The sequence below is a fragment of the Aurantibacter crassamenti genome (assembly GCF_016811105.1).
GTDB lineage: Bacteria > Bacteroidota > Bacteroidia > Flavobacteriales > Flavobacteriaceae > Aurantibacter_A > Aurantibacter_A crassamenti.
In genome coordinates, this window is record NZ_JAFBGM010000001.1 from 815,869 (window position 1) to 831,586 (window position 15,718).

The 15,718-nt window shown below is 31.9% G+C and carries 9 protein-coding genes and 1 tRNA gene; 2 read left to right on the plus strand and 8 right to left on the minus strand.

The window, feature by feature from the left end; genetic code table 11:
- Positions 1 to 61: 61 nt before the first annotated feature.
- The 7 genes from JQC67_RS03390 to mce form a co-directional block, all read right to left on the minus strand.
- Positions 62 to 1,237, minus strand: a complete 1,176-nt coding sequence (locus tag JQC67_RS03390) for a PD-(D/E)XK nuclease family protein (RefSeq protein ID WP_203251458.1) — start codon at positions 1,235 to 1,237, stop codon at positions 62 to 64.
- Positions 1,230 to 1,697 carry a hypothetical protein gene (locus JQC67_RS03395; protein ID WP_203251459.1) on the minus strand — a complete coding sequence of 156 codons (468 nt, stop codon included), beginning with the start codon at positions 1,695 to 1,697 and terminating at the stop codon, positions 1,230 to 1,232. The genes JQC67_RS03390 and JQC67_RS03395 overlap by 8 nt, the downstream gene beginning before the upstream one ends.
- Before the next feature lie 64 nt (positions 1,698 to 1,761).
- A complete protein-coding gene (locus JQC67_RS03400) occupies positions 1,762 to 7,677 on the minus strand; it encodes a DEAD/DEAH box helicase (protein ID WP_203251460.1) in 5,916 nt (1,971 codons plus the stop codon).
- Between the two features lie 4 nt (positions 7,678 to 7,681).
- Positions 7,682 to 10,702, minus strand: coding sequence for a hypothetical protein (locus JQC67_RS03405; protein WP_203251461.1), 3,021 nt, complete (start codon positions 10,700 to 10,702; stop codon positions 7,682 to 7,684).
- 139 nt (positions 10,703 to 10,841) lie between these two features.
- Entirely contained in the window at positions 10,842 to 11,846 is a 1,005-nt protein-coding gene (locus tag JQC67_RS03410) for a helix-turn-helix transcriptional regulator (RefSeq protein WP_203251462.1), read from the minus strand.
- A gap of 400 nt (positions 11,847 to 12,246) precedes the next feature.
- Positions 12,247 to 12,320: transfer RNA gene (locus tag JQC67_RS03415), tRNA-Ile, on the minus strand.
- 132 nt (positions 12,321 to 12,452) lie between these two features.
- Positions 12,453 to 12,869 (minus strand): methylmalonyl-CoA epimerase, encoded by a 417-nt coding sequence (gene mce / locus JQC67_RS03420; protein WP_203251463.1) that lies wholly within the window; start codon positions 12,867 to 12,869, stop codon positions 12,453 to 12,455.
- Between the two features lie 107 nt (positions 12,870 to 12,976).
- Between mce and rbfA the strand changes: the two genes are divergently transcribed.
- Together rbfA and JQC67_RS03430 are read left to right on the plus strand one after the other, a co-directional pair.
- Positions 12,977 to 13,369 carry a 30S ribosome-binding factor RbfA gene (rbfA, locus tag JQC67_RS03425; protein ID WP_203251464.1) on the plus strand — a complete coding sequence of 131 codons (393 nt, stop codon included), beginning with the start codon at positions 12,977 to 12,979 and terminating at the stop codon, positions 13,367 to 13,369.
- Complete coding sequence (locus JQC67_RS03430) at positions 13,366 to 14,562, plus strand: ABC transporter permease (RefSeq protein WP_203251465.1); 1,197 nt, start codon at positions 13,366 to 13,368, stop codon at positions 14,560 to 14,562. Before rbfA ends, JQC67_RS03430 begins: the two co-directional genes overlap by 4 nt.
- A gap of 1 nt (position 14,563) precedes the next feature.
- Here JQC67_RS03430 and dusB read toward each other — a convergent pair whose 3' ends face one another.
- Positions 14,564 to 15,553, minus strand: a complete 990-nt coding sequence (dusB, locus tag JQC67_RS03435; RefSeq protein ID WP_203251466.1) for a tRNA dihydrouridine synthase DusB — start codon at positions 15,551 to 15,553, stop codon at positions 14,564 to 14,566.
- Positions 15,554 to 15,718: the final 165 nt, after the last annotated feature.

The window sequence follows — 15,718 nt, forward strand, 5'->3', positions numbered from 1 at the left end:
TAAGATTTACAACGATTTTTGAACTAAAAACTTTGTTTCCTAAATAGCACTCAACTATTACTTAATCTTGATATTCACTAGCGCTTTTTAGATTTAAATTTTTAGGTAACTGATTTAAAACAATACTTTCTATGCCGCCTGGATTAAAGTAAAATACATCTAGAATACCCGATAATTTTGTTTTTAAATCAATTCCGGTATTTAAAAAATCCTTTTCTCGATATGTTATTATTCTTTTTGCATTTGATTTGTCATGCGAATCGTCTAAATAAAACGGTGGAGATTTTAGTTGCTTCAATTTCGTATGAATTTCTTTTAAACTAATAAGTCCTTCAGTATTTAGTAATTCATTAAATAATACAAATGCAATACCTATTTTATTTTTTTCAATAATTTCCACTCCTGAATTAACACAAAAGCATAAGTTGGGATTACTCGGGTGGCAATACCAGTCATTAATATATTTATAGCCTCGTTCTGCAAACACTTCTTTAATCGTGTCTTCTATAAAAGAAATTGCTTTTAATCTTTTACTAACAATCTCACTAACTGCCTCTTTTTGTTCTATTAAGGAATTAAGAAGTTTATCTAACTGAGGTTTATCCATTTTATTTTTATAATGTGAATTAATCGTTTTTATATATTCTCTTAGGTAGAATATATTGGTATCATTCTCAACATGACTTAGAATCAAATTCTCTTGAACTCGATTTATCAATTGTTGATGGGTAATACTTATAAATTTGTACTTACCATTTTCAAATTCCAAAGTTGTTTGTGTATCCAATGACAGTATAATACCAAGTATATTCCCTGTAGATTGCTTGGCATGATTTATGTAAACCTCAAATGGATTGTTTACATGATGATATAATTTATTTTCAATTAAGACGCTCCAAGATTTAGCTTTCAAAATAATGTCAATCCTTTTTTGCCTATTCTCAAGTAATGGAGCATTGCGTGTTACTTCTTCAATCAATACTGAAAAATCACCTTTATAAACATCTACATTAACTCCTGGGTAATTCTTTTCATCAATTAATTGTATTAAGGAATCGAAAAACAAAGTACCAAAGCCATGCTCCTCTTTAGAATTAAAAAAATAAGCCACTAATTTAGAATTAATAGTCTCTCTTCTATCAATGCCTAGAATATCAAACAAATTCTTATTCCGCTTTCTCGGTAATTCTGGAAGCTGTTTTGCTACCTTATCAATTTTTATATATATCTCACTCATTAAAATTCAATTTTATCATTTCTTGTTTATTTAAAAAGGCATTGCATACTCTAACTTCAAATAAAATTTCATCTCTAATATCGAATAGGATTCCGAAGTCTCTTCCATAAACCACTCTATTCATTGGTTCTGGGGCTAGCGAATGAATGAACTCAAATTCATAAACAATCATATCCTTACCATATTCACAAGCAATACAACGACTTTCTGATGTGGTAACATCACTATACAACCTAGAACCTTCATTTTCTTTCTGCCAACCGGTGATATAAGGACTGAGAGCTTCAACAAAATCAATTGAATCTTGAAAATGAGCTATTTGATATTTATCAAGAACAGCTTTAACCGGAGTCATATCTATTTTCTTCAATGCAACATCCATTTCATTTTTGAATTGATTAGTCAATTCAGGAGTGAAACAGTCACTGATGTTTTTTTGCGAAACTTTTTTCTCTTGCATAATTTTATTAATTAAATCTTACTCCAAATTTAGAAAGTATGTATGCAGTATATAGCCGGCTGTATTAATCTATACTAATGTTATAAATAATATCATGACTAACATCTTTTCTAATCTCAAACACCTGATTGTTCATTTTCATATCATTTGATGTCAACCTATCTATTGGTTTTAAACCGTGAGCGATACCAGCATCTATTCTAATACTAAATGATGTTTCTTCTGATTTAAACTCAAAATAACGATAGTGAGGTAATCGTCGCTCTTCTTTAAAATCGATAGCAAAATCAAAATTTACAGAAAGCTCCTTAAGATCATATACATAATCATCGAGTTCCTTATAATTGTGAATTATATACTCTGGATAATTGAAGCTTTTAAAATCTGTTTTAGATAAATGCACATTGAACTGAGAAACCTCTATTGACCAGATTTCTCTGATTTGATTTATGAACTGTAAAATTAGACGTAACGAAAACTCGGACTGATTATACTTATCAAAATAGGAAACCTGGTAAGTCTTGTCGCTAACCTTAGAAAGTAGCTCTTTTAAGTTTAAAAGATTTTCAGACATTAACAATGCTACATCGTTACTTTGGCTGTTTCTAGGTAGATTTCCTTTAATTCTAGATTCGTATAAATTACTGGTTGAAAAGTTTGGCACCACATAAACAGCATGATTCAACGATATAAAATTTTCAACTTTATAAATCTTTTCTTTAAAATCTACAGACCATTCTGGACTTAAGCTATCATAGCCTTCATTAGAAATATAGCCAACACACTTGTTATTTTGCAAAATTACAGATGCATGAATCGCGTAGTTTTTAAGCTTATTACCTATTCCTTGCTTTAGATTAAAATTATAAGATAATAAGTGTACTGAAATTTTCTCTTGATTGTTTGAGTATGAAATTTCACCTTCAACTATTAAATTGACAACTATTCTTTCTCTCTTTAATTCCTCTAACCATTTTAAACTTTCAATGTCCCATTCGGAAATTGTATTGTTAACATGAATATTAATTGATTTAATACCATAGTGATAATTAAGTCTTTTAACTTCATCATGCATAGAACCAAAGACCAAACTAACATCATTATTAGGTGTATTTAAATCTTTAGGAAGTTGATTTTCTAGTGCAGCACGCAACCAATCAATAGCCAAATGACGGTCTAAATCTTCAATATGCCATTGTGTACTTCTATCTATCATGCATTTAGTACATGCATTTTGACAATCACAATTATCTAAAACTTTCAATGCAAGATTCAATATTTTTTCTGCATATAACCTGAATTGCGATGCGTAGCCGGCACCACCTTTTGCAGTATCATATATAAATATTGTTTGATAACCTTTGTATTGTTTAATACCAAAACCTAATTCAGATTCTTCTACAGCCAAATACTCAGCAAGAGACTTACTAAAAATAACCCCTAATGAATATGCTAGCATTTTATCATTAACGAATGATTGATTTTTATTTTTTAGGCGTATTTCAGTAAAATCAGTATTAAATCTACTTCCTAAAATTATATGCTCTCGTATATTTTGGGCAGAGCATAAGCTTTCTCCATTGTTATCTTTTCCTCCTCTCAAACGTTTATGATTTTCTAAACGTTCCGTAGACATCTCGACCCTTCCACAATCTAGACATAAGCTATACCCCTCGCCTTCTCCTGTATTATAAAATAGTACTTGGGTTTCAGTTTCACTTGAACTAGTTCTGAAATCAATGAATTGATTCTGATCTTTAGCCCAAGGCTTAATATTCAACAATAGAGGTTCTAAATATTGAGGCTTACTTTTTTCAGAAATAACTCTGGTTGGAGTACTGAATAAATCAATGGAAAATCCTGCCGGTTCAACTAACTCTGTAAACGACTTTCTGTCTTCCCCTAAATCTAAACCATTAAAAGAATTTACCGCGTTACATTCAGGACAGTTATCCCCTACTTTCTCTCCTAAATCAACTGTGCGTTGGTATCCACAGCTTCGGCAACCTTGTATAACATTTCTTTCAGTAGCTTGCCCCCAATTGTTTTTCATCACAATTCCTGAAGACTTATAATTAAGCCCATCAATAAGAATATTATTACCTGGAGCAAACTCTGTAAGAGCTCTAGAAATGGTATAGCTTGGATTGGATTTAAATTTGCTTTTACTCTTTTGTAAATCGGATAAGGTGATTTTTTCAAAATCAACTATCCCTGTTGGCAAACCTGCATTTGGCAAAAAGTTCTCTTCTGCTAGATAATTAAGTACGAATTTCTGTAAAAATTGACCTTTTCTATACCCTATCGCTTTATAAGCAGGACTAGAATCTCCAAATTCCTTTTTTAATTCTGAAAGTTTCTTTTCGAAGCCTTCTTTTTGACTTCTAATTTTAATTATAGTTCGGTTAAAATTATCCTTAACAGTTGAAATTAATTCTTCTGAACTTGCTTCTGATAATTGCGTGTCTTTAACAATATAACTAAGCTCCTTTTGATACTGTAAAACCTCATCTCCATCTAACCAATTGAGAAAACTTTCAGCTATGCTTGGTGTATCTTCATAATAAAACTTCTCAATATTCTCTTTTACGTTTAAACCTCTATTGGTATTTTGCTGAGACCTAACAAAGAAGCCAAACAACAATGAATTCACGTGCCTTTCAACTATGTTTTTACTATCGAAAGCAAGAATTGGTGAAGCTATTTTATGCTCTAGCGCCCACTTTGGATTATTCATAGTACGCAGACCAATAGGGTTTGGAGCACAAAATGTCAAAGCCAGAGATTTATTCTCGGAACGACGCCCGGCTCTACCAGTTCTTTGTAGATAATTTGCTGGCATAGGCGGAACATTACTCATTACAACAGCTGAGATACCGCCAATATCTACACCCATCTCCATGGTAGTAGAACAACTAAGAACATTTATCTCTCCATTCTCAAATTGCTCTTCTAATTCTTTAAGTCTTCTCTTGTCTTGCTGAGCTGAGTGCTCACCTGCCAAATATAATTTAGAATAATCAAAAATTCGTTCGTGTAAATCATTCCAAAGTCCTTTTTCTCTTGCACCAATACTATTTTCTTTCAACCATGATGAAACCTCATCATTTGATATAGTTACATTTTCTCCATTCTTATGAAACGGTTTAGAAAATACTGGAAACTCATAATTCTTAGACTCATCTATTTTATAATTATCAATATTATTTGATTCTAAATTTCCTTTGATTAAAGGAGAATACCCTCTGAATACTTTATCAATTAATCTATTCGTTACCGGACATAAAAACTCTTTACCTGCTATCTCAAAATTGGTGCTCTCAAAAAAATCAAGCTTAAACCCAGCCCCGTCTTCCTTTAAAACCTTTTGCTGTAATGTTCTCCATATTTTTTCTAGAAGTTCATTCAATAAGTCTTCTCTTTCTTCATTAATTTCGGTACGATCATGCCATTCCAGTCCCGCACAAATCAATAAAACCAAACGAGATTGGGCAATTGATTGTGAATTATATAATCGCCATTTTTTAGCATTTACAATTTCATTATTTGAAGGATAAATAGATTCAGAGCGGTAGAATTTGGAGGTAAATACTCGCATCGAATCATCTAAGAAAAAATTGAAATTATATCTAATTATATAATCTGTGGCAATCTTTAAAAGATTTACCCACTCCGTATTATCAATCCCCATTTTTACAGCTATATCAGGTGCTTGAAGATTATCAAGACTTGGATAAACTATATTTATTAAACCAAGATTTTCCAATGAACGCTCTCTTGGTATTCTTCTTGCGAATTGGTCGTATAATAAGGATTTAGCATATGCCTCGTTCTCAATTGCTAAATTATTCCCTCTTGCACCTTTTTTAAATAAGGTTTTAAAATCCTCTTTCTCTTTAATGAAATCAACAATTTCTCTCCATGAAGATCTACTTGCTAATAAATTTGATGAATTACCGCTTTGTGTTAACGCGGCATCAATTGCATCAATATCTTCTTGTAATCTTATCTTTCTAAATGGAAGTGTATTTTCAAGATCTATTACCAATTTAGCTCTTTCTAAAAGTAATTCACTTCTACTTGAATCAATCTTATTAGCATGGGCTTTTTTTAAGAGGTAATGATATACTTGATAACGAATCCAATCGCTTTCACTATCAATATTAATTAAGGCTGAAATCTTTGCCGTCCCTTGTCTACTGTCTGTAAATGAAATATATTTTCTTCCTTTATAAAGAGTTTTTGTCGTTTGCTTTTCTGCAACTTCAGTTTGATCTAATACTATATCTGAAAGAATTCTATTGGTAAATGCAGATGAAATTCTAAAATGAATTGGATACTCATTTTGATTTCCACAATGAGGACAATGAGTATCATCTGTCATAAAAAAATCTTCACTACCATAATCAATAGTATCATCATTGTTAACACCACAAGGGGTTAAATCAATATCTTGATTGGTTTGACCTCTATTAATAAGTCTAATTAAGCCATTATCTCTTCTTTCATCACTTCTTTTTTCTTCGTCTTCATTATCGGTCTCATTTTCTACACTAAATGCTTCATAACCTAAAGATGCTTTTTGTCTTATTCTATCTAATTTTGGAGTTGCTCCTTTAACTCTTTCTCCTTCCATCATCATATTACCACAACTTCTACATGCAATAAGTTCTAATAAAGGGTGACCACAAGAACATTTTTTACCTGCGATAGTATACATGGTACCCATAGCTTTATTAGGTTTTTCTCCTTTATGTTTATCACATTTTTTGTTCGTACACACATAGACACCACCTATTCCTCTCGTAAAAAAATGCCCTCTAACTGGAAGTAAATTTTCATTATTTACCTTTTGCTCTGAAAGAGTATCAATTATTGCAAGCTGTTCTAGCTTATTGGAAACATTAAAATCTTTACCTATTTCACTTTGTAAAATCGCTTTGCTGTTTAAAAATTTTTGTCTCAGAAGTTTTATGTTGTTTTTAGATAATATAGGAGACAAATTAGGTATATCTTGATCCAAAATTTGATTGTTTACACGCTCACCTGTAATAACCTCAATTTGATCTTTAGAAATTCCGCATAAATCTGACATGAATTTTTTAAGAGAATCTGTATTTCCACTTCCTACGGTAGCTGAGGTAATTGCAAATCTTACATCCTCTATATTCACTTCAAATGCAGATACAACACGTCTTATTAGTAGGGCAATTTCAGCGGCTTTAGAACCGGTTAAAGTATGGGCTTCGTCTAATAAAATCCACCTTAAAGCTCCTTTAGATTTTTCTATAATTGGAACATCAGCATTACGAACCAACATATACTCTAACATTGTTGGATTTGTGAATAAAATTTGAGGCGGTGTTGCTCTAATTTGTTCTCTAGAAATTAATTCTGGTAACGCTTTTTGTTTTTTATCCTTCCCACTTTCTTTATTTGGTGTATCACCTGTTAGCAGCGCATACTTAACTCCATCTAGAGCAGAGCACCAAGCATGCATACGTTTTCTTTGACTATCTATCAACGCATTTAAGGGATACAAGAAAATAGCATTTACTCCATCTTGATTTTTACAGTTCTCATGAATATCATGTATAACAGGTAGCATAAAACATTCTGTCTTACCAGAACCTGTTCCAGTAGTAACTGCAATCGAATTCTTTTTATCCAAAAGCATTTTCCAACTTTCTAATTGGTGTTTGTATGGTTTTCTGTCCTTTGGGAATCTAAAATCTTTGTCTTTAATAGCATCTAAAGCATTTATAAACTCTTGATTAAATATTCCTGCAGATTCTCCAAACTCAATTTTACCTTGTTCCCACGGAAAAGTATTTTGAAAAACCGCGTCTGCCATGATAGGCTCTTGAGAAAGTAAAAATCTAAAATAGTCCTGAATTTCTTTATCTCCTGTAGCCCAAAGCGAAAGAATTGCATCGGTTAATCTATTTTCTGTTTTAGAATAAAAGTCTTTGAAATTCATAGGTTTAGTTTCCGTTAAGGACATGTAAAATGATACTATTGTAAAAATCTGGTTTCAAATATTGGCTATATTGGATATTTCTTCTAATTACATCTCTAAATTCACCACCACCCCATATAGGGTTCTTATTTTCAATATTGTTAATTGATTCTGCAACTGCAATTGGTGATCTCAATAATACTTTTACTGCTTTATGCTGTTCGATATGAACACTATAATTATCACTAATCTTAGGACTATAATATGGAAGTTCTTTTAATACTCTTTCACCTAATTGCTGACGAAGATCTAATATATCTCGTTGAGTAATACTGTTAGTCTCGATTTTGGCTCCACTAATAAATTTGAAAAGTTTCGTCTGACCATTTAAACTTAAATAGGATGAAAGAAGTTCTAGAATATGATTGTAGTAGTTATTACCAGTAAGCTCATTAACTTCTTCAATAGCATTACCCCAATCTATTTTCGAAATCCAATGAAAACAAAAACCTAAATCTTTCTCCATCTCTGGGATAACATTTTGGATATATTCATTCGGATCATGGTGATTAATACCCAAATAGAGAAAAGCTCTTGACGCCACATTCGAACTCCTGGAAATTGCTCTTAATTGGTCAAAAGTTGAGAATGGGATATCAAAATCTATACAGATTTTAAAATAAGACAATACTTGTTTCCAAATTTCATCGCTGAAACCCGTTGAAGAAAGATTGGTATGATAATTTTCAATTCTTTCTGCCTTATCAATACCCGAGTAAAATTCAGTGGTCTTAACAAATCTTGGCATCAACTGCTTACCATCTATTTTAGAAGAAAAAACTATCAATTCATTAGATTCAATAGTTTCTGGAATTTCATAACCGTTTTCTGACTTAATTAAAGCAATTGGTGTTATATTTTCGGAATTACAATTTAAAGCTACGGCATATAATTCTAATTTATCACTTGAGTTAAAAACATCTACACAGGACTCTAATTGATTACCAACATCTAGCATATGACTAAAGCCCGAAATTTTATAACTCCTTCTATAACTTCCCTCCGACAATTCTAGGGTTACTGTATTTTCATGATTCATGACATCAGCTAAATACAAAAGCCTAACAATTTCATCTTTATAAGCTATTAATGGCTGTGTTGATTCCTTGATTTCCTTTGTAATCTTAACATCTGATTTTAAGCTATTCTTTAGCTTTAATAAGGTTTCTCGTTTTGGAGTACTTAATATTCTTAGTCCATAAAGGTTCGCAAGAGACAAAGGCTGGTTCTCATCAATAATTCCGCCTTCACAATCAGTAATTGCCATTCCTTGAAATGGAGAACGCATATCGAAAAACAATTTCTTTTTATTAGAAAGCCCAAAAGAACCTTTTATAATGGAAGGTACTTTTAACTTTTCTTTGTTTACTTTTAATGAATATCGATTTTCAGTTTGTTCCATCTGGACCAAATCTGTTTCACTTAATTTCAATTCATAAAAATCATTATTACTGAAATCAACGATAGCAGAATCAATAGTTTGCTCTAAGAATCTAACTTTTAAATTTCCAATATTGAAAAAAGTGTCATGAGCAATTACCCCATCTTTCTCTATTTTTAAATCATAACAGCCTTTTGAAATGTTTTTTATTCTACTAAGACTTTCCCATTCTTCTTTACCTTTATGCCTTTTAATAAAAGTTGTAAAACGAGTATTGTTTATATCATAACCAGAATCATCATATAAAAGAATTTTAGGAACACCCTGGGTAACGGCTAAAATTGATTTTAACATCCAACTTGGACGTTTACTTTCAATAACCCAATCAAATGAATCAACACCACTTATATAGGTGTTTTGTTCATTCTCACTCTGAATTTCAATTTCACCTTCAAATGAAACCCAAGAAAGAGTCTTATCATAAATAGAAATATTAGTTGCTGGTAAAAAACAATGCCAATTATTTGGGTAAAGTAAAGCAGCATCATTATTCGATACAGTATACCCCTTTACTAATCGCCATTCGTTATCATTAAATCTTGACCATAAACTTGGTTCATCTAAATTGGGAATAGTTTGAATAAATTCAGGTAACTCAGTTTTTAAATCATCACCAACCACATAAGTATGAGGGATACCTTCTAAGATATCTCTCTCTTCATTTTGACTGCCATACCAATCCGTTTTATATTTACCATTAGCCATTTTACGAAAAACACACACTAGATTATCATCCATAAAGAATTGATAATTTCTTTCGGTGGGTTCAAATCTTAAAATATCACTTAAGGCTTCTTTTGTATAAGTATCTGCAAAACCTAATCTTAGCGTAATTTTTGGCGTATCATTTTTAAAATTTAACAACCAATAATTCTTAGGTTTAGATTGTCTTTTTTTCTTAACTAATGAATTCCGTTTAATTTTTAAAGCAGTTGAAATTTCTTTCAACGATTCCTCACTTTCAAATAACGAATCATATGCCCCGTCATCATTTAGAATAGATCTGACTATTTCAAAACAATTTTCATAAATAGTATCGTTCTGACTAGATTTAGGTAATAAATCTATGATATGGTTTTTAAATATAAAATCTTCTATAGATTCCGGTTGTTCTTCTAAAACTGCCTCCAAAAAAACCTTATAAACTCCTTTATTTTCAGCAATATGCTTTAATGGCAACCCACCTTGCAACAATAATGTTTTAAAATAAAGTGTATTTTGTTTTTTAATCCATTTTACCCCTAGCTGTCGTGCACCAATTTTAGCAAGTTTAAAAAACTCTTCTTTTGTCAGGTTATATTTAAGATTACCCCCTATCGATTCAAATATTTCTTGCTTACTCGGTATACCACCATTATACTTTCGTTTCCACCATACAGCATAGTATAAACAAACGTCTTTAGGGTCTAAATTATAATTTTGCCCATATTTTAGAGTAGAAATAAGCCTATCTAAATCTTCATCACTCATTTCATATTTCCATAAAGCTTGTTTTTTATCTTGATCACTTTTTTTTGATATCGTTAAGGTTTGAAAAAAAGACATAGATCATTCTGGTATTATGATAGTTCGTTAATTTATCTTATTTAAATATAATTTGATTACGGTTTACTGTAAAACGACCTGTTTGGTTTTATAAATCTGACGTAAAATACCGAAATAACTATGCGGTATAACTGCACAATTAATGTTCGTAGAGATTATTCATGGATTTAATTTGCTTTGCTACTTCAATGCGTAAAATTTTTGGCTCTAAAACTTGAACATCTTGACCGTAGGATAATATTTGTTGAACAAGCTCCCTATTAATTATTGTATCAAACCAAACCTGATTCTTTTTATCTATTTCAAAAAACAAATCATACCCTGGATGAAAAGGCTTAGTTTTAAAATATTCTTCTCGACCGTTATAAAAACGTAAAACAACCCTTTCTTTTGTAGAGTTCAAGGGCTTTACAATACCTACCATGGAATTAAAAAACCTATGCCAATCAGTATTTGATTTTACATAAATTACTTGTTTGTTTTTTTTGAAATCAATTAAACGCTCATCTAATGGAATACTCCAATTTTTAATATTTTTAGCATCATTGAACCCGAATACAAACCATCTATTGTTATATTGTTTTAAAACATGTGGATGAAATTCGTATGTAGTTACTTCTTTATCCTTAAACCCTTTATATGTTATGGTTAAGACCATTTTATTATTAATGGCATGATAGATTGGTTTCAAAAATTTTATCCCCTTGTACTCATCGTTATGATCATAAAACAAAATATTGATATTTTCATTTTTTTGCTTTTGCTCTTCTTCTTGGAACTTTAATAACGCTTCAGCTAATCTGTCATATTTTGGGTGGTTCTCAAATCGTTCTAGCAATTGTTGAGCTGCATCTATTAAATATTGTTCATAATCAAGTAAGGGTCTATCTGCAATCGTAAAAGATGAATCTGAATATTTTAATATTCTAGCTTTTTCTGGAAGTGGGGCGGCAAAGCCATTAATGTTATCTCGAAATACCTTTAAGTCTTCCCTAAGTGTTCTGACAGAGATTCTCTCATCTGGATAATGAATTTCAAGAGCAGTATTGAGAGCTATTAATAAATCTTCGAATGAATAAGCTCTTTTCCTAAAATACTCATCTAAAATATTATATCGCAGATGTGCGTGTTTACTGTTGGCCATAAATTTAAAAAAATTATAGCCGTTAAATTAATCAAAAATCATACGAAGTATTTAATATCCAAGTAAGTTTCATTTTTGAAAAAACATTAATTACTATAAATAAATTGCATAATCAACTGTCAACACCTCTTTTTCCCTCATAATTTCCCATTTCTCCTTCGGTTTAGCTTTACAAAGTCTTTTTAAATTAGTATTAAGAGATTATAGTATTCTTCTTTGGTAAAGACATTAGCAATGCCATTTACATCTTTAGTACGTATATTGATAGTATTTCTATTTACTTAAATTTTAGATAGCATAACTATACCAAATTATTAATATGTCGCCCCTAATGTTGCCCCTTTTTGTAAATAAAAAAACCGTAATATGCTAAAAATTAACATATTACGGTTTTAAAGAGTGGTCCCACCTGGACTCGAACCAGGGACCACCTGATTATGAGTCAGGTGCTCTAACCAGCTGAGCTATAGGACCGGTTATATTATTTTCAACATGTCACTAATTAACGATACCGTTAAAAGCGATGGCAAATTTACACATTACCACCAACTACGCAAAATATTGCTCTTTCATTTACTCATTTTATGCATAAAAAATCATGTTGCCCTAAATTGATGACTCAGAAGAAGCTTCTTGGCAGAGCTCAATCAATATGCCATTTGCTGATTTAGGATGAACAAATGCAACTAATTTATTGTCTGCTCCTAATTTAGGAGCTTCATTTATCAAGGTAAATCCTTCTTTTTTTAATCGCGCCATTTCGGCCACAATATCAGTCACAGCAAAGGCTACATGGTGCACACCTTCTCCTTTTTTTGCAATAAATTTAGCAATTGCACTATCTTCTGAAGTAGCTTCTAGTAATTCTATTTTATTAGGTCCTGTTTTAAAAAACGAAGTACGAACACCCTCAGAAGCTACTTCTTCAATTTTATAATGGGCAGAGCCCAATAATTTTTCAAAAAGTAAATTAGAAGCTTCCAAATTTTGTACGGCGATACCTAAATGTTCAATTTTATTCATAATTCTAATTTTACCCCTATAATTCAAAAATGCAACTCCCTCAAAATTACGATTTTGATCGCTGTAACAATAGTTCTCGGTTCTCGAATATATCGTATTTTTGTGCCATGGAAACGCAAAGACAGAAGAAGATAGCAGGAGTCATTCAAAAGGATATCGTAGATATTCTTCAACGTGCAGCTATAGATGGTGGACTAAAAGGTATAATAATCTCAGTAACAAAAGTATCAGTTACTACAGATTTGTCTATTGCCAAGGTGTATTTGAGCATTTTTCCGGTTAAAGCTGCTCAAGAACTTTTAGAGGGTATAAAAAGTAATCAACCTTTAATTAAGCATGAGCTATCACAACGCACAAAACATCAATTAAGAAGAGTACCTCAACTTCAGTTTTATATTGATGATTCTCTCGATTATATTGAAAACATTGAAAAGTCTTTAAAGGGAGATGAAAACCCAATTGAGAATCGTGATTTGCTAGACAAAAGAAAGAAAATTTGAATTTCACCTATTACATCGCTCAGCGTTATGTGCGGTCTAAGAGCAGCCAAAATGCTGTTAATATTATCAATTTTATTACTTTTTTAGTTACCGTAATTGGTTCGGCAGCTTTGTTTATTGTTCTTTCTGGCTTTTCAGGATTAAAAACATTCAGCCTTTCTTTTAGTAATTCATTTGACCCTGATTTAAAAGCGCTACCCGCAACCGGAAAATTTTTCTCAATACCACAAGATGCTGAAAAAGCACTAAATAATCTTAATGGCATTGCTTCCTACTCGCGTGAAATTGAAGAAAAAGTCTATCTCACCCATAAAGAAACTGGTGATATAGCTATTATTAAAGGGGTTGATGATTCATATGTACGTACAACCGGTGTAGATAGTACTATGATTTCTGGCAAATGGACTATTGATGAAAAAAGAGGCGTAGCTGGTGTTGGTATAATGCGATTGCTCAATTTAACTCAAAACCAATTTAGAAACCCACTAGTAATATTAGTGCCCAAACCAGGCAAGGGGTCCTTCTCACAACAAACCAGTCCATACAATGAGCTACCAATGGTTATTGGTGGCATTTATTCTGTGGAGGAAAATTTAGATAAAAAATACATTTTTACTGATATTACAACGGTACAGCGTTTATTAGAAAAAGACAGTACTCAAGTTTCTGGAATCAATTTTAAATTGAGCCCTACAACTGATGTTACCACTGCAAAAGCAGAACTAAAAAAAATATTCGGCGATGCAATAATTCTAAAAGATCGTCAAGAATTAAACAGTTCTTTACATCGCATGCTGAACACTGAAAATTTAGCTACTTATTTAATCTTCACTTTAGTATTAATCATTGCCCTTTTTAATGTTGTAGGGGCTATAATTATGATGATTTTAGATAAGTTGAGCAATTTAAAAACCATGTATAATTTTGGCGCTACATTAAAAGAGTTGCGCCGTATTTACTTTATTCAAGGGATGCTGGTTACAGGTGCCGGTGGAATAATAGGTGTTTTAATTGGCACTCTATTAATTGGTTCTCAATTATTATTTGGTTGGGTAAAAATCGGATATATCGATTACCCTGTAGAACTAAAATTAATCAATATAGCAATAGTCTTAGCTACCATTTTTGTGCTAGGTTTTATTGCTGCAAAACTTGCAAGTAGTAGAATAAACAAGAAATTAATCGCGCCTTGATTTAAAACTGGTAATCACCAAACTTATCTAAAACCTCATCAAAAGCTGCGAAAACATCAGGTGATTCATCGCTAGTTACCATCTTCATTCGATAGGGTTTAAAATCAGGAATACCTTTAAAGTAATTGGTATAATGTCTGCGTGTTTCAAAAACACCCAGCTTCTCCCCTTTCCAATCTATGGCCATTTGTAAATGTCTGCGTGCTGCATCAACACGTTCTATCATAGTTGGTGGCGCTAATTTTTCGCCTGTTTCAAAAAAGTGTTTTACTTCCTTGAAAAACCAAGGATAACCGATACTTGCACGCCCAATCATGGCACCATCTAGTCCGTAATCGTCACGCATTCTTTTTGCAGCTTCAGGCGAATCAATATCACCATTTCCGAAAACAGGAATATGCATACGCTGATTATTCTTTACTTCAGCAATAGGTTTCCAATCAGCATTGCCTTTATACATTTGAGCACGAGTACGCCCATGTATTGCAATGGCCTTACAGCCCACATCTTGCAAACGTTCAGCAACCTCAACAATCATGATGGAATCATCATCCCAACCCAATCTTGTTTTTACAGTAATCGGAAGATTTGTTCGTTCAACCATAGCTTTGGTTAACGAAACCATTAAATCAATATCTTTTAAAATTCCTGCTCCAGCACCTTTGCTAACCACTTTTTTTACCGGACATCCAAAATTAATATCAATAATATCAGGATTCGATTTCTCAACAATTTCAACCGATTGTAACATCGAATCTAAATTTGCTCCAAAAATCTGAATACCTACAGGCCGTTCTTTTTCATAGATATCTAATTTCATAACGCTTTTAGCCGCATCACGAATCAATCCTTCTGAAGAAATAAATTCAGTATAAACTACATCTGCACCCTGTTCTTTGCATAATGCTCGAAAAGGTGGATCGCTAACGTCTTCCATAGGCGCAAGTAGCAATGGAAATTCTGGAAGCTGTATGTCTCCTATTTTTGGCATTTATTCTTCAATTTTTCAGGGCTGCAAATTTAAGGAATTTTAAAAGCAATCACCGTTATATTCTGGCAACGTTTCTGTTATCGACTGTATTCAAGTGGAATCATTTATCATAAAAAGCCAATTGCAAATTATAGTAAGAAGATATTCGTTAAAAATTGAACAATA